Source organism: Flavobacterium ginsenosidimutans, from assembly GCF_003254625.1.
Taxonomy (GTDB): Bacteria; Bacteroidota; Bacteroidia; order Flavobacteriales; family Flavobacteriaceae; genus Flavobacterium; species Flavobacterium ginsenosidimutans.
In genome coordinates, this window is sequence record NZ_QJRJ01000082.1 from 568,243 (window position 1) to 590,268 (window position 22,026).

Annotated in this window: 19 protein-coding genes; 10 read left to right on the forward strand and 9 right to left on the reverse strand. The window is 32.0% G+C overall.

Features of this window, described 5'->3' with window-relative positions; translation table 11 throughout:
• Positions 1–170 precede the first annotated feature (170 nt).
• The 3 genes from DM444_RS23035 to DM444_RS23045 all read left to right on the forward strand — a co-directional run bounded on the left by DM444_RS23035 (position 171) and on the right by DM444_RS23045 (position 4,349).
• Positions 171–2,507: an ATP-dependent helicase gene (locus DM444_RS23035; protein ID WP_111290991.1), complete on the forward strand. Its 2,337-nt coding sequence runs from the start codon at positions 171–173 to the stop codon at positions 2,505–2,507.
• Positions 2,508–2,631: 124 nt separating this feature from the next.
• Positions 2,632–3,252 carry an L-threonylcarbamoyladenylate synthase gene (locus DM444_RS23040; RefSeq protein ID WP_072970810.1) on the forward strand — a complete coding sequence of 207 codons (621 nt, stop codon included), beginning with the start codon at positions 2,632–2,634 and terminating at the stop codon, positions 3,250–3,252.
• A 71-nt stretch (positions 3,253–3,323) separates the two neighbouring features.
• On the forward strand, positions 3,324–4,349 hold the full coding sequence (locus DM444_RS23045) for a carboxypeptidase-like regulatory domain-containing protein (RefSeq protein WP_111290993.1): 1,026 nt from the start codon (positions 3,324–3,326) through the stop codon (positions 4,347–4,349).
• 273 nt (positions 4,350–4,622) lie between these two features.
• On the opposite strand, the gene DM444_RS23050 is transcribed toward DM444_RS23045, so the two are convergent.
• From DM444_RS23050 to DM444_RS23060, 3 genes are read right to left on the reverse strand one after another with little or no spacing between them, the layout of a single operon-like run.
• Positions 4,623–5,456, reverse strand: a complete 834-nt coding sequence (locus DM444_RS23050) for an OmpA/MotB family protein (protein ID WP_111290995.1) — start codon at positions 5,454–5,456, stop codon at positions 4,623–4,625.
• A 32-nt stretch (positions 5,457–5,488) separates the two neighbouring features.
• Positions 5,489–6,508 (reverse strand): glycosyltransferase family 2 protein, encoded by a 1,020-nt coding sequence (locus DM444_RS23055; RefSeq protein ID WP_111290997.1) that lies wholly within the window; start codon positions 6,506–6,508, stop codon positions 5,489–5,491.
• Positions 6,509–6,529: 21 nt separating this feature from the next.
• Entirely contained in the window at positions 6,530–6,982 is a 453-nt protein-coding gene (locus DM444_RS23060; protein ID WP_111290999.1) for a type I restriction enzyme HsdR N-terminal domain-containing protein, read from the reverse strand.
• 100 nt (positions 6,983–7,082) lie between these two features.
• On the opposite strand from DM444_RS23060, the gene holA reads away from it, so the two are divergent.
• The 3 genes from holA (at position 7,083) to ettA (ending at position 10,081) form a co-directional block, all read left to right on the forward strand.
• A complete protein-coding gene (holA, locus tag DM444_RS23065; protein ID WP_111291001.1) occupies positions 7,083–8,087 on the forward strand; it encodes a DNA polymerase III subunit delta in 1,005 nt (334 codons plus the stop codon).
• A gap of 63 nt (positions 8,088–8,150) precedes the next feature.
• The gene (locus DM444_RS23070; protein WP_111291003.1) at positions 8,151–8,333 is read left to right on the forward strand and encodes a CAL67264 family membrane protein; all 183 of its coding nucleotides are present in this window, start codon (positions 8,151–8,153) and stop codon (positions 8,331–8,333) included.
• A gap of 56 nt (positions 8,334–8,389) precedes the next feature.
• Entirely contained in the window at positions 8,390–10,081 is a 1,692-nt protein-coding gene (ettA, locus tag DM444_RS23075; RefSeq protein ID WP_111291005.1) for an energy-dependent translational throttle protein EttA, read from the forward strand.
• A gap of 168 nt (positions 10,082–10,249) precedes the next feature.
• Here the strand turns inward: ettA and DM444_RS23080 are convergent, their stop codons facing one another.
• Positions 10,250–10,663: a thiol-disulfide oxidoreductase DCC family protein gene (locus tag DM444_RS23080; protein WP_111291007.1), complete on the reverse strand. Its 414-nt coding sequence runs from the start codon at positions 10,661–10,663 to the stop codon at positions 10,250–10,252.
• A gap of 277 nt (positions 10,664–10,940) precedes the next feature.
• The gene (locus DM444_RS23085; RefSeq protein ID WP_111291009.1) at positions 10,941–13,106 is read right to left on the reverse strand and encodes an endonuclease MutS2; all 2,166 of its coding nucleotides are present in this window, start codon (positions 13,104–13,106) and stop codon (positions 10,941–10,943) included.
• 183 nt (positions 13,107–13,289) lie between these two features.
• On the opposite strand from DM444_RS23085, the gene DM444_RS23090 reads away from it, so the two are divergent.
• A complete protein-coding gene (locus DM444_RS23090; RefSeq protein WP_111291011.1) occupies positions 13,290–13,955 on the forward strand; it encodes a uracil-DNA glycosylase in 666 nt (221 codons plus the stop codon).
• A 124-nt stretch (positions 13,956–14,079) separates the two neighbouring features.
• Here the strand turns inward: DM444_RS23090 and DM444_RS23095 are convergent, their stop codons facing one another.
• The 4 genes from DM444_RS23095 to porX all read right to left on the reverse strand — a co-directional run bounded on the left by DM444_RS23095 (position 14,080) and on the right by porX (position 18,047).
• Complete coding sequence (locus tag DM444_RS23095) at positions 14,080–14,454, reverse strand: DUF4258 domain-containing protein (RefSeq protein ID WP_111291012.1); 375 nt, start codon at positions 14,452–14,454, stop codon at positions 14,080–14,082.
• Between the two features lie 36 nt (positions 14,455–14,490).
• Positions 14,491–15,690, reverse strand: a complete 1,200-nt coding sequence (locus tag DM444_RS23100) for an alanine dehydrogenase (RefSeq protein WP_111291014.1) — start codon at positions 15,688–15,690, stop codon at positions 14,491–14,493.
• A 145-nt stretch (positions 15,691–15,835) separates the two neighbouring features.
• Complete coding sequence (tsaE, locus tag DM444_RS23105) at positions 15,836–16,243, reverse strand: tRNA (adenosine(37)-N6)-threonylcarbamoyltransferase complex ATPase subunit type 1 TsaE (RefSeq protein ID WP_111291016.1); 408 nt, start codon at positions 16,241–16,243, stop codon at positions 15,836–15,838.
• 250 nt (positions 16,244–16,493) lie between these two features.
• Positions 16,494–18,047 (reverse strand): T9SS response regulator signal transducer PorX, encoded by a 1,554-nt coding sequence (porX, locus tag DM444_RS23110; protein ID WP_111291018.1) that lies wholly within the window; start codon positions 18,045–18,047, stop codon positions 16,494–16,496.
• Between the two features lie 224 nt (positions 18,048–18,271).
• Between porX and DM444_RS23115 the strand changes: the two genes are divergently transcribed.
• Genes DM444_RS23115 through DM444_RS23125 form a run of 3 tightly spaced genes read left to right on the forward strand, consistent with a single transcriptional unit; the run spans position 18,272 to position 21,967 of the window.
• A complete protein-coding gene (locus DM444_RS23115) occupies positions 18,272–19,501 on the forward strand; it encodes an HD domain-containing protein (RefSeq protein ID WP_111291020.1) in 1,230 nt (409 codons plus the stop codon).
• A 39-nt stretch (positions 19,502–19,540) separates the two neighbouring features.
• Positions 19,541–20,557, forward strand: coding sequence for a UDP-3-O-(3-hydroxymyristoyl)glucosamine N-acyltransferase (gene lpxD / locus DM444_RS23120; RefSeq protein ID WP_111291022.1), 1,017 nt, complete (start codon positions 19,541–19,543; stop codon positions 20,555–20,557).
• Between the two features lie 21 nt (positions 20,558–20,578).
• A complete protein-coding gene (locus DM444_RS23125) occupies positions 20,579–21,967 on the forward strand; it encodes a bifunctional UDP-3-O-[3-hydroxymyristoyl] N-acetylglucosamine deacetylase/3-hydroxyacyl-ACP dehydratase (RefSeq protein ID WP_111291231.1) in 1,389 nt (462 codons plus the stop codon).
• Positions 21,968–22,026 lie beyond the last annotated feature (59 nt).

Here is a 22,026-nt window from a genome sequence, read left to right on the forward strand (position 1 = left end):
CGGAGCGGAGAGATAAAGCCGAAAGCGGGAACCCATGTCTGAAAAAATGCCTATTCTTTGGCTTCAAAAAAAACTTAGTATCTCAGAACCTTAGTATCTCAGAACCTTTGAGTAGCATCTTAGGAACTTTCTTTTTTAATTCTTATTTTTGCATAAAAGGAGAAAATTACATGCAGAAATATATTGACCAGCTCAACGAAGCACAGAGGGCACCTGTTTTAAAGAAAGACGGGCCGATGATTATTATTGCTGGTGCAGGTTCGGGAAAAACCCGTGTTTTAACAATTAGAATTGCGTATTTGATGGCTCAAGGTGTTGATGCTTTCAATATTTTGTCGCTGACTTTTACCAATAAAGCAGCCCGCGAGATGAAACACAGGATTTCGGATATTGTGGGGGCGAGTGAAGCAAAAAATCTTTGGATGGGAACTTTCCACTCGATTTTTGCACGTATACTTCGTGCAGAATCAGATCATTTAGGTTATCCTTCTAATTTTACTATTTATGATTCTCAGGATTCGGCTAGATTAATTTCTTCTATTATTAAAGAAATGCAGCTGGATCGCGATATTTACAAACCCAAGCAAATTTTGGGACGTATATCTAGTTATAAAAACAGCTTGATTACGGTTAAAGCGTATTTTAATAATCCAGAATTGGTAGAAGCCGATGCAATGGCAAAAAGACCAAGATTGGGAGAAATTTATCAGCAGTATGTTGATCGCTGTTTTAAGGCTGGCGCAATGGATTTTGATGATTTATTGCTTAAAACCAATGAATTACTGACACGTTTTCCAGAAGTTTTGGCTAAATATCAAGATCGTTTTCGTTATATTTTGGTTGATGAGTACCAAGATACAAATCACTCTCAGTATTTGATTGTTAGGGCCTTATCAGATAGATTTCAGAATATTTGTGTTGTTGGAGATGATGCACAGAGTATTTATGCGTTCCGTGGTGCGAACATTAATAATATTTTGAATTTCCAGAAGGATTATGAAGGAGTTGTAATGTTTCGTTTAGAGCAGAATTACCGCTCGACACGAAATATTGTTGAAGCGGCAAATACCGTTATGGAGCATAACAAAACGAAACTGGATAAAGTAGTTTGGACGGCGAATGAATTTGGCCCAAAAATTAAAGTCCACAGAAGTTTGACTGATGCTGAAGAAGGTCGTTTTGTAGCGAGTACGATTTTTGAGCAGAAAATGCAGAATCAGTTGCATAATGGAGCTTTTGCTATTTTGTATCGTACCAATGCGCAGTCGCGTGCGGTGGAGGATGCACTGAGAAAACGTGATATTCCGTATAGAATTTATGGAGGTTTATCTTTCTACCAACGTAAGGAGATTAAAGACGTTTTATGCTATTTGCGTTTGGTTCTGAATCCGAAAGATGAAGAGGCTTTGATTCGTGTTATCAATTATCCTGCACGTGGAATTGGAGATACAACTGTAGAAAAATTGACTATTGCTGCAAACCATTACAAACGCTCGATTTGGGAAGTAATGGTGAATATTGATAAAATCGACTTGAAACTGAATGCTGGTACAAAAAACAAATTGAAAGATTTTGTAACGATGATTCAGAGTTTTCAGGTTATTGATCAAAATCAAGACGCGTTTTATATAACAGATCACGTTGCGAAAAAAACTGGTTTGGTTCAGGAATTAAAGAAAGATGCGACTCCAGAAGGAATGGCTAAAATTCAGAATATCGAAGAACTTTTAAACGGTATTAAAGATTTTACCGAAGGACAAAGAGAAATTGACGGAGCAAGAGGTGCACTTTCTGAATTTATGGAAGATGTGGCTTTGGCAACTGATTTAGATAAAGATACTAATGACGAAGATCGTGTGGCGCTAATGACGATTCACTTAGCAAAAGGATTGGAGTTTCCACACGTTTTTGTGGTAGGAATGGAAGAAGATTTGTTTCCGAGTGCTATGAGTATGAGTACTAGAAGCGAATTGGAAGAAGAACGTCGTTTGTTTTATGTAGCTTTGACACGTGCAGAACATCAGGCGTATTTGACTTATGCTCAGTCTCGTTACCGTTGGGGAAAACTAACAGACAGTGAACCATCTCGTTTTATTGAAGAAATTGACGGGCAGTTTCTAGAATATTTAACCCCTTCTGAAACAAGTTATCGTTATAAATCACCAATTGATGGCGATATTTTTGGAGATGTAGATAAATCGAAATTGAGATTAGCAAAACCTGTAGGAGGAACTCCGCCAAAACATATTACAGATAATAGTCCGAAACCAGATTTGAATATTAGAAAATTAAAACCTGTTTCTGGAAATGCTCCAAGCACTGGAAATTCGAATTTATTTGACAGCAAATTGACGGTAGGAAATGTTGTCATGCACGAACGTTTTGGAAAAGGAGAAGTGATTAATCTTGAAGGAGTCGGAGCAGATAGAAAAGCAGAAATTAAATTTGAAGTGGGAGGAATTAAGAAATTGTTGTTAAGATTTGCTAAATTAGATGTCGTAGGATAAAAAATATTGTTTCAAACCTATAAATTATTGTCACTCTGAGCGAAGTCGAAGAGCTTTTTAACAAATGAGGGCTTCGAGTTCGTTCAGCCTGACAAACTTGAAACAAACAAAAAAATGAAACAAAATGGCTGAATTTATAAAAATATATCCCGATAAACCTAGTGAAGCTGCAATTGCAAAAGTGGTAAAAGTGCTTCAGAATGGTGGATTGGTAATTTATCCAACAGATACTGTTTATGGTTTAGGTTGTGATATTACCAATTCTAGAGCTTTAGAAAAAATTGCTAAAATTAAAGGAGTGAAACTAGAGAAAGCTAATTTTTCTTTCATATGCCACGATTTGAGTAATTTATCAGACTACGTTCGTCAAATTGATACGTCGACTTTTAAAATTTTGAAGAGAGCTTTACCTGGTCCGTATACTTTTATTTTACCAGGAAATAACAATCTGCCGAAAGAATTTAAGAAGAAAACAACTGTAGGTATTCGTGTTCCCGATAATAATATAATTTTAGAAATTGTTCGTCAGTTAGGAAATCCAGTGGTTTCTACTTCTATTCGTGACGAAGATGATGTAATTGAGTATACGACAGATCCAGAATTAATTTTCGAGAAATGGCAGAATCTCGTTGATATGGTAATCGATGGTGGCTACGGAGATAATGTTGGATCAACAATTATAGATCTTTCTGAACATGAACCTGTTATTGTAAGAGAAGGAAAAGGTGATATTGATATTTTGTAAAAAAAGACATCGATTTTACTGTAAATTAAATAATATATTGTTAATTAGTATTAAATATTAACAGTATAATTATGAAAAATTTATTCTTCTTTCTTGTTTTACTTTTTTCTATATCTTGTTTCAGCCAAAGGATTGCAGGTAAAGTATTTAGTAATGATAAAGTACCGTTGTCCGGGGCAAATATTTTTTTAGATGGAACAACAATTTCTACTAGTACCGATAAAAATGGAAATTTTGTTATAGAATACGACCCTGATGCAAAGAATACCTTAGTGTTTAGTTATATGGGATTTGAGAATCAATATATTACAGATCTTGATCTAAAAAAAGATATTGTTGTATATATGGAAATTGCCAAAAATACACTTAAAGAAATAGTTGTAGGAAATAAAAAAGATATATTTACTAGGGAGCAAAGACTAAAAATATTTAGGGAGTATTTTATTGGAGAAACCAGAAATAGTGCTAAAATTACTATTGAAAATGAAGATGATATTCACTTTAAATATGATAGACTCAACCATGTTTTACAAGCTTATTCGGATAAACCGTTAGTGATTATTAATTCTTACTTAGGTTATAAAATAAGCTATGACTTGCAAAAATTTGAAGTTACATTCGGTAGTTTAAGCATATACTCCAGAGATGTAATTAAAAGTTATTATGCAGGTTTCAGTCATTTTGAAGAAATCAATAATTCAGATTTAATTTTAAAACGAAGAGAAGAAGCGTATAAAGGTTCACAAATTAATTTTTTTAGAAATTTAGCCAATGGTACTTGGGGGCAAGATCAGTTTTTTATATCTAAAAATAACAGCGACGTTATTCCTGAGAATTGTTTTAAAGTTTCTAAACAAGATAATTTTACAAAAGTTGAAGTGATAAGTCAAAGAAAAGAAAACGGCGACAAAAAATTTGTTGCCTCATATGATCTTGTATTTGGTAATCGAGAAGAATCAAGGGTTATTTTTGATGTGAAAACTTTCTACATATATAAGTATGGAAACAATTCTAATATTGAAGATATTATTTTTACAGGAAAAATTGCAGAAGAAAAAATAGGAGAAATGGTACCTTTAAATTATGGTATAAATTGAAAAAGTATTTATAAATCGACAGACAGATTTGATTTCAAAATACTAGTATGTCTCGTCAGAAGATAGTGTAATGTTGATTTTGTAAATAAATACTTTAATTGTGTAAACTTATAAAAATAATGCCTAACTTTATTATAGTTAAATTTAGTTAGTTAATAAAGATAATGTTATTCTTGATTTCTCCTTTAATTACTTATTAAATAGTAAATTAAGAATACATAAAAGCAGGTCGATTGACCTGCTTTTTCTGTTTTTATAGTATGTCAAACAAGATTATTTAGCTTGTTTTTTCATTTCTTTTTCAATCATATCATAGAATTGATCGATTTTTGGCATAACTACGATACGAGTTCTTCTGTTACGAGCTTTGTTCTCAGCAGAATCGTTTGCAACTAACGGTACGTAAGAACTTCTACCTGCAGCAATTAATTTAGCTGGGTTAACACCAAGATCGTTTGTTAATACACGAACAATTGAAGTAGAACGTTTAACACTTAAATCCCAGTTGTCTAAGATAATTCCGTTGCTTTTGTAAGGAACGTCATCTGTGTGTCCTTCAACCATACATTCGAAATCTGGTTTGTCATTTACAACTTTAGCAACTTTAGCCAAAACAGATTTAGCTTTGTCACTTACGTCATAACTTCCGCTTTTAAATAATAATTTATCAGCGATTGAGATAAATACAACTCCTTTTTCAACATTAACTTCGATATCTGGATCGTTAATTCCAACTGCACCTTTCAAGCTTGTAACTAATGCTAAAGTAACACTGTCTTTTTTAGTTAAAGCGTCTTGAAGTCTAGAGATTTTCAAATCTTTTTCTTTTAAACTTTCAAGAGATTTTTCAAGGTTTTCAGCACCTTTAGTAGTTAAGATAGTTAAATCTTTAGAACTGTTTATTAAATCTTGATTATGTTGTTTGTAACTTTCAGCTGTTGCTGCTAATCCAGCTTTCTCTTCTAAGCACGTATTTAATTTTACAGTACATGAGTTTAACAAATCTTGAGTCTCTTTGTTTTTAGCTTCTAACTCAGCATATTTCTTTTTAGAAACACATGAAGTCAGGGCCATTAATACTGATAGTGCGATAACTATTTTTCTCATAAATTTAATTTTAATTAGACTTGATTACAAATTTAGTTTTTAATATTTTGAATACTGTTAAAGATTTCTTTAAATAAGGTCAATTTCCTTATATAATAAAGGAAAACGATGCTTTTTACCGTATAGTATTGCTGTATTTGAAAATCTTTACGTTTTTTTAGATATTTTAAAGATAAGCAATAAAATGAAAAATGTGCATTTAGAATGGCGAAAGTATGCCCGAATTTGCCCTGTGTAAGAAAACGAATACCAGCAATTCCGTCTAAAACCATACGGAAGAAAATCACAAAAAACAATCCACTTTTTGGCAGATTTTTGACCATCATTAATAATGAATTTCTAAAATTCAAATAGGTCTTCTTAGGATTTCCTTGTTGTAATGTTGCACCTCCAACGTGGTACACGACAGATTGAGAATTGTACTTTATTATATGTCCTTCATTGGCAGCACGCCAACATAGATCTATTTCTTCTTGATGCGCAAAGAAGCTTTCGTCAAAACCTTTTAATTCATCAAAAACTTTCTTTCTGATAAAAAAGCAAGCGCCTGAAGCCCAGAACAATTCTATGTTGTCATTGTACTGTCCGTTGTCTTTTTCGACTGTTTCGAATATTCTTCCTCTACAGAAAGGAAATCCGTATTTATCAATAAAACCACCTGCGGCACCAGCATATTCAAAGTATTCTTTATTCTTAAAATCAAGAATCTTAGGCTGGATAATTGCAGTTTGTTTTTCTTTATCAAAAGTATCAAGAATTGGTTTTAGCCAATTTTCAGTTACTTCAATATCTGAATTGACTAAAGCATAGATCTCTGCATCAATATGCTGTAAAGCATCATTATAGCCTTTTGCAAAACCATGATTACCTGAGTTCTTTACAATCTTTATGTTTGGGAAATTTTTTGTAACGAATTCAACAGAATTATCTGTAGAATCATTGTCAGCAACATAAATCGTTGCGCCTTCGGAAAACTGAATGACAGATGGTAAAAACTGCTCAAGCAATTTTACTCCGTTCCAATTTAAAATGACAACAGCTATTTTATCCAAAAGTACTGAATTATTTATTTGTTAATGGTTTTCTTTATAATCAGGCAGGTTTCTTAAAAACTCATATTTTTCGTTTTCAAAATCCATTTGACAATAAAAATGGTTTAGTCCGTTTGTGACATTCAAAAACCGTGCCTTCATTGTCATATTATAACGAGCAATTTGGTCAAAAGTTGCCTGAGAAATTTTTACTTCGGGTGCTTTACACTCTACTAATATAAGTATAGAACCGTCAGGATTGAATACAACAACATCGTATCGTTTTCTTAATCCATTGACAGTTAAAACTTTCTCTACGTTAATGAGTGATTTGGGGTATTTTTTTTCGTGCATTAAAAAATGAACAACGTGCTGACGAACCCATTCTTCTGGCGTAAGAATTATAAATTTTTTCCTGATTTCATCAAAAATAGACACTTTATTTTCGCTATTTTTGAATCGGAAAGTGTAAGCTGGGAAATTAAGTTTAAGCATAAAGCAAATATAATTTGAAAATTAGTCAATTTGAAAATTTGCTAATTATTTATTTTGAATTAAACTGAAAACTGACACTGAATACTGAAAACTTAATTTAATGGACGAAGTAATAAAAATTGTTAACGATATTAAAGCCGGAGATATTAAACCGATTTATTTTCTAATGGGGGAAGAACCTTATTATATAGATAAATTATCAGAATATATTGAGCAGAATGTTTTAGCTGAAGAAGAAAAAGGTTTTAATCAGACAGTTTTGTATGGAAGAGATGTTTCTGTTGATGATATTATTTCAACGGCCAAGCGCTATCCTATGATGGCTGAACGTCAGGTAGTTATTGTAAAAGAAGCTCAAGATTTATCTCGAACAATTGACAAGATTGAATCTTATGTTGATAATCCAATGCAAACTACAGTTTTAGTTTTTTGCTATAAATATAAAACACTCGATAAGCGTAAAAAAGTCACCAAATTACTAGGTCAGAAAGGTGTTGTTTTCGAAAGTAAAAAATTATACGAAAATCAAGTAGGAGACTGGATTAAACGAGTTTTAGCTGGTAAAAAATATACTATTGATCCAAAAGCAAATGCTATGCTGGTGGAATTTTTAGGTACAGATTTAAGTAAGATCAATAATGAGCTAGAAAAATTACAGATTATATTGCCTCAAGGAACTATGATCACGCCACAGCATATTGAAGAAAATATTGGTTTTAGTAAAGATTATAATGTATTTGAGCTTCGAAAAGCAATTGGTGAACGTAATCAGTTGAAAGCTTATAAGATAGCAGATAATTTTGCTCATAATCCGAAGGAATATCCTTTGGTTATGACAACAGGTTTAGTTTTTGGATTTTTTGTTCAGCTTTTAAAATACCACGGATTAAAAGATAAAAGCGCTAAAAACGTAGCGTCAGCACTTGGTGTGAATCCGTTTTTCTTGAAGGAATATGATTTGGCTGTAAAAAATTACCCAATGCGAAAAGTAAGTCAGATTGTTGGGGCTTTACGTGATATTGATGTTAAAAGTAAAGGTGTGGGAGCCAATGCTTTACCTCAATCAGATTTGCTGAAAGAAATGCTGTATAAAATATTTAATTAAGCCATTAAAATTCACGATATTTGCCTTTCTGAAAATTTTTCTACTTAAAATAATTGCACAATTATGGGAATGAATAAAAATACCATTTTAGGATGGGCAACTTTAATAATGGTACTTATGGGATTGTTGCTTATAGGTCTTGGAATCTTTAGATATAGCGATGTTTCAGGATGGGGATTTGGAGCTGTAGGAGTTGGTTTTTTAGCTAATGCTTGGGTTTTCAATGCTTTAAAAGGTAGAGTTTAGAAAGTTTTAATCTCAAAATTCATTAAAAAAATAAATAATTATAATAAAAATAAAAAATGTCAGACGATAAGAAAGTAATTTTCTCAATGCAGAAATTGAGTAAAACCTATCAGGGAGCAGACAAACCTGTACTTAAAAATATTTACTTAAGTTTCTTTTATGGAGCTAAGATTGGTATTTTAGGTTTAAATGGTTCTGGAAAATCTTCTCTTCTAAAAATTATTGCTGGAGTTGACAAAAACTACCAAGGTGATGTAGTTTTTCAGCCTGGATATACAGTAGGATATTTAGAGCAAGAGCCAATTCTTGATGATTCTAAGACAGTTATCGAGATTGTTCGTGAAGGAGCTGCTGAAACTATGGCAGTTTTAGAAGAATACAATCAAATTAATGATTTATTTGGCCTTGAAGAAAACTACTCGGATCCAGATAAAATGGATAAATTAATGGATCGTCAGGCGGCATTACAAGACAAAATTGATGCTCTTGGCGCTTGGGAAATCGATACAAAATTAGAAATCGCAATGGATGCATTGCGTACTCCAGAAGGAGATACACCAATCAAAAACCTTTCAGGAGGTGAGCGTCGTCGTGTTGCTTTATGTCGTTTGTTATTGCAACAACCTGATGTATTATTACTGGATGAGCCAACCAACCACCTTGATGCTGAGTCAGTTCTATGGTTAGAGCAGCATTTAGCGCAATATTCAGGAACTGTTATTGCTGTAACGCACGACCGTTATTTCTTAGATAATGTTGCTGGATGGATTCTTGAGTTGGATAGAGGAGAAGGTATTCCTTGGAAAGGGAATTATTCTTCTTGGTTAGATCAAAAATCAAACCGTATGGCTCAGGAAGAAAAAGTAGCTTCTAAACGTAGAAAAACTTTGGAGCGTGAGTTGGAGTGGGTTCGTCAAGGAGCAAAAGGTCGTCAGACGAAACAAAAAGCGCGTTTGCAGAACTACGACAAATTATTAAATGAAGACCAAAAACAACTAGATGAAAATCTGGAAATCTATATTCCGAACGGTCCACGTTTAGGAACAAATGTTATTGAAGCTAAAAATGTTGCAAAAGCTTTTGGTGAAAAATTATTATATGATAATTTAAATTTTACCTTGCCACAAGCAGGGATAGTTGGAATTATTGGACCAAACGGTGCTGGTAAATCTACTATTTTTAAAATGATTATGGGCGAACAAGCTACAGACAGTGGAGAATTTTCAGTTGGAGAAACTGTAAAAATTGCTTATGTAGATCAGTCTCACTCTAATATTGATCCGAATAAATCTATTTGGGAAAACTTTGCAGATGGTCAGGAATTGATTATGATGGGAGGAAAGCAAGTTAACTCGAGAGCTTACTTATCACGTTTCAACTTTGGTGGTGGAGAGCAAAACAAAAAAGTTTCAATGCTTTCAGGTGGAGAACGTAACCGTTTACACTTGGCAATGACTTTAAAAGAAGAAGGAAATGTACTTTTACTGGATGAGCCTACGAATGACTTAGATGTAAATACACTTCGTGCACTTGAAGAAGGTTTAGAGAATTTTGCAGGTTGTGCTGTAATTATTTCTCACGACAGATGGTTCTTAGATAGAATTTGTACTCACATTTTAGCTTTCGAAGGAGATTCTGAAGTTTATTTCTTTGAAGGAAGTTTCTCTGATTATGAAGAAAACAAAAAGAAACGCCTTGGTGGTGATTTAACTCCGAAACGTTTGAAATACAGAAAATTGATTAGATAATAAGATCTGAAAATTTCAATAAAAAAATCCCAAATTCCAATTGATGTGAATTTGGGATTTTTTATTTTATCGTCTAGTTTTGTCATTTCGAGGAACGAGAAATCTTCACAAGAAGCTCCTTGAAGTATATAAAATTGGAATTTGGAATTTCAAAAACTGGAATTTCTCTTAAAGAAACTTCGCTTTCAATTCTGGAGTTGGAATCATGCAGCTTTCTTTTTTGCCGTACCAATTGTATCTATTTTTAGCAACATAATTGTAAATTCGGTCACTTATAAAAATTGGTATAACTCTAAAAATAGGAGTTAATTTCCAAAAACCTCCAAAATTTTTAGCTATTTCGATAACTGCTGAAGATTTATAAAAATAAGCTGTTCCTGGATCATACAAAATAATGCTATCCATCTTAGAAAAGCTGATTCCTAAATGTTTGCAAATTGAAATTCCTAAATCAGATTGCAATGCAACAAATCTGAAAATGTCTTTTCTGTCGTGTTTGATAATGTATTGAACCGCAGAACTGCAGAGATTACAAACTCCGTCAAAAAGAACTATTTTTTTATTTTTAGGAAGATTTTCCATTAAAAGTTAATTTCGAGTTTCTTATTTTACATTTTATAATACTTTAAACTACTAAAATGCTTTCTTTATTATGTATTTGTTTTATTTATTGTTTTTTATTTTTTGATAAAATTTATTAATTAAAAACGGCTTTCATAAATTGTTTTAAATGAGTTTTTAAAAAATAGCGACCTTCTTTTATGTAAAATCAAAAAAAAATCCTTAAATCGATTTATTTTAATTTTGGTCTTTTTAAATCAATTTCAAGGCTATAAAATTGCGACTGTGAGTGAAAATTTTATTTTTTTACCGCTTCAACCAATTCCAATTCATCCAAACTTACTTTCGAAGTAAAAATTCCGTAATTAACCGTCGCTTTATTTTTTTCGATTAAATCAATGCTTCCAACAGATCTTCCATCGAGCATTCTTACTCTGTCACCAACTTTTAAAATTGGTTTTGGTTTTTCTACAACAGGTTTAAGTTTCTTTTCTTTTTTCTCTTTTCGAATTTCCTCAACTTTTACTTGTACTTCAGCAATAATTTCTTTTTGTTTTTCAACTTTTGCTTTTACTTCTTTCGGAGTTGCTTTTTTACGTTTAGAATTTTCGATCTCAACAATTTTCAAAAATTCACCAATAAGTTCTTTTTTGTTTTTGTTGTTGAAATATTTTTCAGCGATATCGTCAATTTTTTGTCCTATATATATAATCTTCTGATTACTATCATACAATTCTTGATAGCTTTCTAGTTTTTGCTGGATTTTAGTATTGATGTTTTCCATCTTTTTACTTTCTTCACGCGCTCTGGTTTCTTCCTCTTTTAAATTCAAAGAAGTTTTTTCCAGTTTTGATCTTTCTTTTTGAAGCGTTGCGATGGTTTTATCAAAACGAACTTTCCCAACTTCGATTTTCTTTTTCGCTCGATTAATTAATCCAAACGGAATTCCATTTTTTTGAGCAACTTCAAAAGTAAACGAACTTCCTGCCTGACCCAAAGCCAATTTGTACATTGGTTCAAGAGATTTTTCATCAAACATCATATTCGCATTCGTTGCGTATGGCAATTCGTTTGCAAGAATTTTTAAATTTGAATAATGCGTAGTAATAATTCCGAAAGCTTCACGATGGTAGAATTCTTCTAAGAAAATTTCAGCCAAAGCTCCACCAAGTTCAGGATCAGAACCTGTACCAAATTCGTCAATTAAAAACATGGTTTTCTTATTACATTTCTTTAAAAAGTAATTCATGTTTTTTAATCTGTAGCTATATGTACTTAAATGATTTTCAATGGATTGGTTATCTCCGATATCAGTTAAGATTCTATCAAATAAGAAAGTTTCACTTCTTTCGTGAACCGGAATCAAAATTCCAGATTGTAGCATTAATTGCAATAATCCAACTGTTTTTAAGGAAATAGTTTTTCCTCCCGCATTTGGTCCAGAAATTACAATAATTCTGTTTTCTTGTTGTAGCTCAATAGTTTGCGGATATGTAACTTCTTGCTTTTGTTTATTATTTAAATACAAAATCGGATGATAGGCTTCTCTAAAGAACAATCTTCTTTCTTCTGTAATTGTTGGTAAAATTCCATTAATACGATTTGCATATTTTGCCTTTCCAGCAACTACATCAATATCACTTAAAAAGTCTTGATATTCAATTAATAAAGGAAGATAAGGACGAATTACATTGGATAAATTCTTTAAAATTCTCGTGATTTCTTCTTTCTCTTCGTATTCTAAATTGGCTAATTCTCTAGAATATTTTAAAGTAGCTTCAGGCTCGATATAAGCGATACTTCCAGTTTTTGAACTTCCTAAAATTGAGCCTTTAACCTTGCGGCGATACATGGCTAAAACCGCTAAAACTCTACGATTTTGCACAAAACTTTCTTTAATATCGTCCAGATAACCTAAACCGTTATATTGAGTTAAAGCCACACCAAAACTTTGATTCACTTTTCCGCGAACCAAATTCATATTTTGCCGAATTCCAGCCAAAGCAGGAGAAGCGTTGTCCTTTATTTCTCCATATTTATCTACGATTGCGTCAATTGCAGTTATGATATCTTTTGTCAATTCTACTCTTGAAGCTCTTGCATTTAGATTTGGATAATAATCGTCGAATTTTTTTAAGAAATTCAATAAGACATTTGTGGTTGCCGAAAGATTAGCAATTTTTCTAAAACTTCCTACTTCAAGAAAACTATCTTCAATTGCTAAGAATTTAATTTCGTGCGTGATAGCGTCAAATCCGTGATTCGGAATTGCGTTATTATTTTGAAAAGAAGATACATACTCTGATGTTTGCATCAAAGATTGCATTAATTCTTCTTTGTCTCTAATTGGTTTTATTTGTAAAGCCTTTTCTTTTCCAATATCAGTGTTGCATCCATCTGAAATGGTTTCTAGAACGGTTGGAAATTGTAAGTCTTGTAACGTTTTTTCTGTAATACTGATCATTTAATTTCTTTATGAAAGTAAAGGCAAAAGTACGAAAACATTCATCAATTGTGAATTATGAATTATGAATTATAAATTTTTTTCTTTGCTATCGTTTTAATTTTTGACTTTTAACTTTTAACATTTTTCTTTTAATAAATATGATTCTAAGCAATAATTTCTGAAATTCGCATAAAAAAAATTATGGACGTAAAAATGCATTCTTCTTGGAAACCAGTTTTAAATGAAGAATTCGAAAAACCATATTTCAACGATTTAATTGAATTTGTAAAATCAGAATACGCAACAAAAGTTTGTTACCCAAAAGGGAGTCAAATTTTTTCAGCTTTTGATCATTGTCATTTTGATGAAGTAAAAGTGGTTATAATTGGACAAGACCCTTATCATGGTCCAAATCAGGCAAATGGTTTGTGTTTTTCAGTGAATGATGGAATTCCGTTTCCGCCATCACTTCAAAATATATTTAAAGAAATTCAAGATGATTTCAATATACCAATGCCTAATACGGGTAATTTAGAACGTTGGGCAGATCAAGGTGTTTTTCTTTTAAATGCTACTTTAACCGTTAGACAATCTGAAGCAGGAAGCCACCAAGGAAAAGGCTGGGAAAAATTCACTGATGCCGTTATCAAACAGATTTCTGCTGAAAAAGAAAATGTTGTTTTCTTGCTTTGGGGAGGTTTCGCTCAAAAGAAAGCTGCTTTAATTGATGCTTCAAAACATCATATTTTGAAATCTGGACATCCTTCGCCATTAAGCGCGAATAGGGGATTTTGGTTTGGAAACAAACATTTTAGCCAAACAAATGATTTCTTAAAATCTAAAGGATTAAAAGAAATTGAATGGTGATTTTTTTTAGTTGCAAAGTTTCAAAGTGACAAAGGGAAAAACTTTGTGTTTTTGTGATTAAAAAAACAAATATATTTTGCAAAAGAAAACCCAATAACGTGATTTAATGTTATTGGGTTTCTTTTTATTTTTTTACAATTTCTTCTAAAACAGCTTTGTTTTCGTAATTGACTACTTTTAGAATTATCTCTTGATTTTTTACTGTTTTTCCTTCAATGATATAAAGTTTTCCTTTCTTGAACGAAACATTGCTTTGATCAAAATCAACATCTCCATAAGTTAATGTATTTTTGACGTCTGCAGTGTCAACCCATTTTTCATTTAAAGTCTGAATGGCTTTTGGTGAATATTGAAATGGTTTTGTTCTAAGATTATTTAAAACTCTTGCATTTGGGAAATAGTTACAGCGAGTGTCTTTTCCAATAAAAAATCCTGATACAATAAAACATCCCATTACGAGACCAATCAGATAATATGCAAAACGGTGTACGAACTTCATGAAATAAAATTTTTGCAAAGGTACATTAAAGTTCCCTTAAAATACAAGTAAATTAATATCGTTGTCTGGTAAATCGAACCAATCGCCAATCGCTTTATTTGTTAGAATTCCGTGATAAAGATAAATTCCGTTTTTAAGACCTTTGTTGCATCGAATTGCACTTTCAATACCACCATCTTCGGCTATCTGATGAAGATATGGAGTTAAGATGTTACTAATTGATAATGAAGCAGTTTTGGAATAACGTGAAGGGATGTTTGGTACACAATAGTGTAAAACATTACTTTTTATGAATGTTGGTTTTTCGTGAGTAGTAACTTCCGAAGTTTCAAAGCAACCTCCAGTATCGATGCTGACATCAACTATTACTGCACCTTTTTTCATGTGCTCCACCATTGTTTCATTAACAACAATCGGACAGCGTTCTTTTCCGCGCATCGCACCAATTGCTACATCACAGCGCCTTAAGGCTTTTAATAAACCTTTTTGTTGTATCGTTGAAGTAAAAATTCTTTGATTTAAATTGTTTTGCAAACGACGTAGTTTAGTAATAGAATTATCAAAAACTTTTACGTTTGCACCGAGTCCAATGGCAGTTTTTGCAGCAAATTCACCAACTGTTCCTGCTCCTAAAATTACAACTTCAGTAGGAGGAACGCCTGTAATGTTTCCAAACAAAAGTCCTTTTCCAAATTCGTCAGTAATCATTAATTCTGCTGCAATAAGGATTGAAGCAGTTCCTGCAATTTCACTTAGAGATTTTACCGCAGGATAAGATCCGTCTTCATCTTTAATATATTCAAAAGCTAATGCTGTGATTTTTTTCTGAGCCAAAGCTTCGAAGTATTCCTTCTTTTTAGTTTTAAGCTGAATAGCAGAAATAATAACCGTTTCCGGGTTTATCATTTGTATTTCGGACAAAGTCGGCGGTTCTACCTTTAATAGAAACGGACAGCCAAAAACTCTTTTTGTGTCTTTTGTGATTTCTGCACCAGCATCTGCATATTCTTTATCAGTATAACTCGAACTTTCTCCCGCCCCAGATTCGATCATAACGCGGTGGCCTTCATATGTTAAGGAATTGACAGCGTCAGGCGTAAGACAGATACGACGTTCCTGATAACTAGTTTCCTTAGGAATTCCTATAAAAAGTTCTCTTTTAAAACGACCAACCTCAAGTTTTTCTTCCTGTGGTATTAATTGTTGTTTTGTAAATGGAGTTAATGTGATTGACATGGATAGTGCAAAAAATTAAGAGTACAAATTACGTAAAAAGTTTTAAAATTAATGCAAAAATTCTGCTAATACTGCAAGCTGAATGTTAAGATATTTTTACTGTAAATAAAGGTTTTATTTGATTTACTTTAAAATCTTAAAGTTTCTATATTAATTTCAATTGTCTTTTTCCGTCTGAAAGCAGTTCAATATTAATTGTAGAATGTTCTTCTGGAATTAAACTTGCAATTTTTTCAGACCATTCAATAAAACACCAATTTCCAGAATATAAATAATCATCAACTCCCATATCAAGAGCTTCAGTTTCTTTATTTAATCGATAAAAATCAAAATGATAAACGGTTTGATTATTAGAAGTTTGATATTCATTTACTAAAGAGAAAGTTGGACTGCTTGTTGCGTCTTCAACTCCTAGGGTTTTGCATAATTGCTTAATTAAAGTTGTTTTTCCAACTCCCATTTCTCCATTAAAAAGAATGATTTTTTTAGGATTTGAAGCAATAACCTGCTCTGCAACTTCTTGAATTTGATCTAATGAAAAAACGATGTTCATTTGTTGTTTATTTATTTTAGTCTCAGTCGCAGTTTTCAGTCTCAGTAAGAAGCCGTAAACTGCGATTGAAATTAAAAACTTTTAATTTAATTTAATTGTTTTTCGCGAAAGCAAAATTTATTTTTTTTGCCACAGATTAAAGGATTTTAAAAGATTTTTTTACCCTTGCTAATTCTTTAATCTGTGGTAGAATATTTCCAAATTGGTCTCAAGTCCTCTCTGAAAACTGAGACTGCGACTGAAAACTCTTTTATTTAGGATTAAAAACCAAGAACGGAATAATCATTTCTTCTAATGAAATCCCTCCGTGCTGGTATGTGTTTTTGTAATAGCTCACATAATGATTGTAGTTGTTTACATAAGCCAAGAAAAAATCATTTTTGGCAAAAATAAACGAACTGCTCATATTTATCGCAGGCAAACCAATTGTTTTAGGATCTTTTACTACATAAACATCTTTTTGTTCGTATGTTAAGCTACGTCCAGTTTTATAACGCAAATTTAGACTTGTATTTTTATCTCCCACAACTTTCGACGGATTTTTTACATTAATTGTTCCGTGGTCTGTGGTTAAAATCAATTTGAAACCTAAAAGCTGGGCTTGTTGAATGATCTCTAATAAAGGAGAATTTTTAAACCAGCTTAATGTTAGAGAACGATACGCTTTATCGTCTGACGCTAATTCTTTTACAACTTCCATTTCAGTTTTAGCATGCGAAAGCATATCTACGAAATTGTAAACTACAGTTACTAAATCATTTCCTTTTAAAGCTTTAAAGTTTTCTGCTAGCTTTTTACCTCCAGAATAGTTTGTGATTTTGAAATAATCTTCCTTAATATTTAGACCCAAACGCTTTAATTGAGCCGACAGAAATTCTGCTTCGTAAAGGTTTTTTCCTCCGTCTTCAACATCATTTTTCCAATATTCAGGAAATTGTTTTTCCATTTCTACAGGCATCAAACCTGAAAAAATAGAGTTTCTGGCATATTGTGTAGCGGTTGGAAGAATAGAGTAGTACGGAACTTCTTTTTCTAACTTATAATAATTTGAAATTACACTTTCAAAAGATTTCCATTGATCGTAACGTAGATTGTCAATTACGACAAAAAGAATTGGTTTGTCTTTCTTTTTAATTTCTGGAACAACTAATTCTTTGAATAATGTATTAGATTGAATCGGTTTATCCGCTTTTGGTGCAAACCAATCTTCATAGTTTCTTTCAATGAATTTTCCGAATTGTGAGTTCGCTTCAACTTTCTGAGATTCTAAGATTTCGATCATCGCTGTATCGTTGATATCTTCTAGTTTTAATTCCCAGAAAATCAACTTTTTGTACAATTCAACCCAATCTTCGTAAGAATTAACCATTGCTAATTCCATCGAAATCTTTCTGAATTCTTTCTGATAGTCTAAAGTTGTTTTTTCGGTAATTAACCTCGAATCATCCAGATTTTTCTTCAAACTCAATAAAATCTGATTAGGATTTACCGGTTTTATAAGGTAATCAGCGATTTTAGAACCAATGGCTTCTTCCATAATATATTCTTCCTCGCTTTTGGTAATCATAATCATCGGAATAGCTGATTTTTTCTCTTTCATTTCAGAAAGTGTCTCTAATCCGCTCATTCCAGGCATGTTTTCATCCAAAAAAACAATATCAAAGTTATCTTCTTCAAATAATGCAATTGCATCAAGGCCATTATTGCAAGTTGTAACTTCGTAATTCTTTTTTTCTAGAAATAATATATGGGGCTTTAAAAGATCGATTTCATCATCGACCCAAAGTATTTTTATCTTATCCATAAAACAATTTAATTTTTACTGCAATTTAGAGTTATAGAACTTAAAAAGTATTAAAAATAGTATAAATTTACCAAAGTTACTTCAAGATTTTGTTTTGAATTTTAACATTTTTTAATGTATTTTATTGATTATCATGTTGATTTCAACTGTGATTTTTAAATAAAAAACACCAGACTCTTTATACTTATTTACTTATATTTGTTGACCAAAAAAATAACTCAGTAGTGACTCAGATCAACAAATTAAAAATATTCAACGATCCTATCTATGGTTTCATTACGATTCCAAATGAACTGGTTTACGACTTAATTCAGCACCCATATTTTCAGCGTCTGCGTCGTATATCACAAATGGGATTGTCCTATTTGGTGTATCCAGGAGCTAACCATACTCGTTTTCATCACGCTTTAGGGTGTATGCATTTAATGAAGAAAGCAATTGATACGCTACGTTTTAAAGATGTTGTCATTTCTGAAGAAGAAGAAAATGCGTTATTAATAGCGATTTTACTTCATGATATTGGACATGGGCCATTTTCTCATGCAATGGAAAGAAGTATTGTTGAAGATGTGCATCATGAAGCTATTTCATTATTATTTATGAATCAGCTGAATGAAGAATTTGGTGGAAGACTAAGTTTAGCAATTCAGGTCTTTAAAGGAGAATATCATAGAAAATTCATGTTGCAATTGATTTCAAGTCAATTAGATATGGACAGAATGGATTATTTGAAACGAGATAGTTTTTACACTGGTGTTGCAGAAGGAAATGTGAATTCTGAACGATTGATTCAGATGATGAATGTGGAAGATGATGTTTTGGTAATTGAAGAAAAAGGAATTTATTCTGTTGAAAAATTCCTACTTTCGCGAAGATTAATGTATTGGCAGGCTTATCTTCACAAAACGAGTTTAGTAGCTGAATTAATTTTGATGAAAGTTCTAAAACGAGCAAAAGAATTAGTGTTGAAAGGCGTTGATCTTCCTTGTAGTGAGCCACTTTCGTATTTTATGCATAATAAAATTACACTTGAAGATTTTGATGCTGAAAAATTGGATTTGTTTTCGCAATTAGACGATTTTGATATTATAAGTGCTTTGAAAGCTTGGCAAAGACAAGATGATTTTGTTTTAAGCACTTTGAGTAAAATGATTATCAATAGAGATTTGCTTAAAATAAAAATGAGCGCAGAGAAGGTTTCAATGGAAGAATCTCAATCTTTAAAAGAGCAATTTGCTAACAAACATCATATTAGTCAATTAGAGGCTGGATATTTTATTTTTAGAGGAAAAATCAAAAATCAAGCTTATAGCAAAGAAGCAGAACCTATCAGAATTTTGAAAAAAGATAGAACAATTGAAGATGTTGTTGAAGCTTCTGATCAGCTGAATTTGAAATCGTTATCTAAATTGGTTACAAAATATTATATCTGTTTTCCAAAACAACTTATCTAAAATTAACATTTAAAACCTATTTTTTATATTTTTGTCGCGATGAAATTTACAGCAGAACAAATAGCAGGAATTTTAGAAGGAGAAGTTGTTGGAAATCCCAATGCAGAAGTTTCTAAACTTTCAAAAATCGAAGAAGGAGACGAAGGATCGCTTACTTTTTTGGCTAACCCAAAGTATATTAACTTTATATATACGACTAAAGCGACAGTAACAATTGTTAATGATAGCTTTATTCCTGAACAGGATATTACTACTACACTAATTAAAGTGGAAGATGCTTACGCAGCATTTTCTAAACTTTTACATTTTTATAATCAAGTAAAATTAAACAAAACAGGTATCGAACCTCAGTCTTTTATGTCTGAAGGGACTAAATATGGAGAAAATTTATATTTAGGAAGCTTTAGTTATATCGGGCAAAATGTAGTTTTAGGTAATAATGTAAAAATATACCCAAATAGTTTTATTGGAGATAATGTTGTGATCGGTGATAATGTTTTTATTTTCGCGGGAGCAAAAATTTACTCAGAAACTGTAATTGGAAATAATTGTACGATTCATTCAGGTGTAATTATAGGAGCTGATGGTTTTGGTTTTGCACCTAATGAAGATGGAGAATATAGTAAAGTGCCACAAATTGGTAATGTTATTATCGAAGACAATGTTGATGTTGGCGCTAATACTACAATAGATAGAGCAACTTTAGGTTCTACTATAATAAGAAGAGGAGTTAAGCTAGACAATCAGATTCAGATTGCGCACAATGTTGAAATTGGTAAAAACACTGTAATTGCTGCTCAAAGCGGTGTTGCTGGTTCTACCAAAATTGGCGAAAATTGTATGATTGGAGGACAGGTTGGAATTGCTGGCCACTTAATTATAGGGAATAATGTTAGACTTCAGGCACAGTCAGGAGTTGCAAGAAACATTAAAGATGATGAAGTATTACAAGGCTCTCCAGCGCTTGCATACAGCGATTACAATAAATCATACGTACACTTCAAAAATCTGCCTAAGATTGTTGCAGAAGTTGATGAATTAAAGAAACACAAATAATAAACCCAAAAAATGGAAATAATGGTTAAACAGAAGACCATCAAGAATGAAATTTCACTAACAGGAGTTGGATTACATACTGGAAAAGAAGTTACAATGACTTTTAAACCTGCTCCCGTTAATAATGGTTTCACTTTTGTAAGAGTAGATTTGCAAGGCCAACCAGTCATTGAGGCTGATGCTAATTATGTTGTTAATACTCAAAGAGGAACAAATCTTGAGAAACTAGGTGTAAAAATTCAAACACCAGAGCACGTTTTAGCTGCAGTAGTTGGTTGCGATTTGGATAATATTATTATTGAATTGAATGCCTCTGAACTTCCAATTATGGATGGTTCATCAAAATATTTTGTTGAAGCTATTGAGAAAGCAGGTATTGAAGAGCAAGATGCTAGCCGAAATGTTTATGTAGTAAAAGAAGTTATTTCGTTTACTGATGAAGCAACAGGAAGCGAAATTCTTGTTATGCCAAGCGATGAATATCAAGTAACAACTATGGTAGATTTTGGTACAAAAGTATTAGGTACTCAAAATGCTACGCTTAAAAGCTTATCTGATTTTAAACAGGAAATTGCAAGTTCTAGAACTTTTAGTTTCTTACATGAATTAGAATCATTGTTAGAGCACGGTCTTATTAAAGGTGGTGATTTAAACAACGCAATCGTATATGTAGATAAAGAAATCTCTGAATCTACAATGGCTAATTTAAAGAAAGCATTTGGTAAAGATGAAATTTCTGTTAAACCAAATGGAGTTTTAGATAACTTAACTTTACACTATCCAAACGAAGCTGCAAGACACAAATTGCTTGATGTTATTGGAGATTTATCTCTTATTGGAGTTCGTATTCAAGGAAAAATTATTGCTAATAAACCAGGGCACTTTGTAAATACTCAATTTGCTAAAAAACTGGCTAAAATTATCAAAATAGAGCAGAGAAATCATGTTCCAACTTATGATTTGCATCAAGAGCCATTGATGGATATTCATAAAATCATGTCAATGCTTCCTCACAGACCTCCATTCTTGTTGATCGACCGAATTATCGAAATGTCTGATCGTCACGTAGTAGGATTGAAAAATGTTACTATGAATGAGAATTTCTTTGTAGGTCACTTTCCAGAAGCTCCAGTTATGCCAGGTGTATTAATTGTAGAAGCAATGGCACAAACAGGAGGTATTTTAGTTTTAAGTACCGTTCCGGATCCTGAGAATTATTTAACTTACTTTATGAAAATTGACAATGTTAAATTTAAACATAAAGTATTGCCAGGAGACACTTTAATCTTTAAATGTGAGTTAATTTCTCCTATCAGAAGAGGAATTTGCCATATGCAAGCAAACGCTTATGCAAATGGTAAATTAGTTACTGAAGCAGAATTAATGGCACAAATAGCAAGAAAACAATAATAAATTCTCAAATTTATTGTTTAGGTTTGTTGCTTCAAACTTAGAATATTTTAATTAAA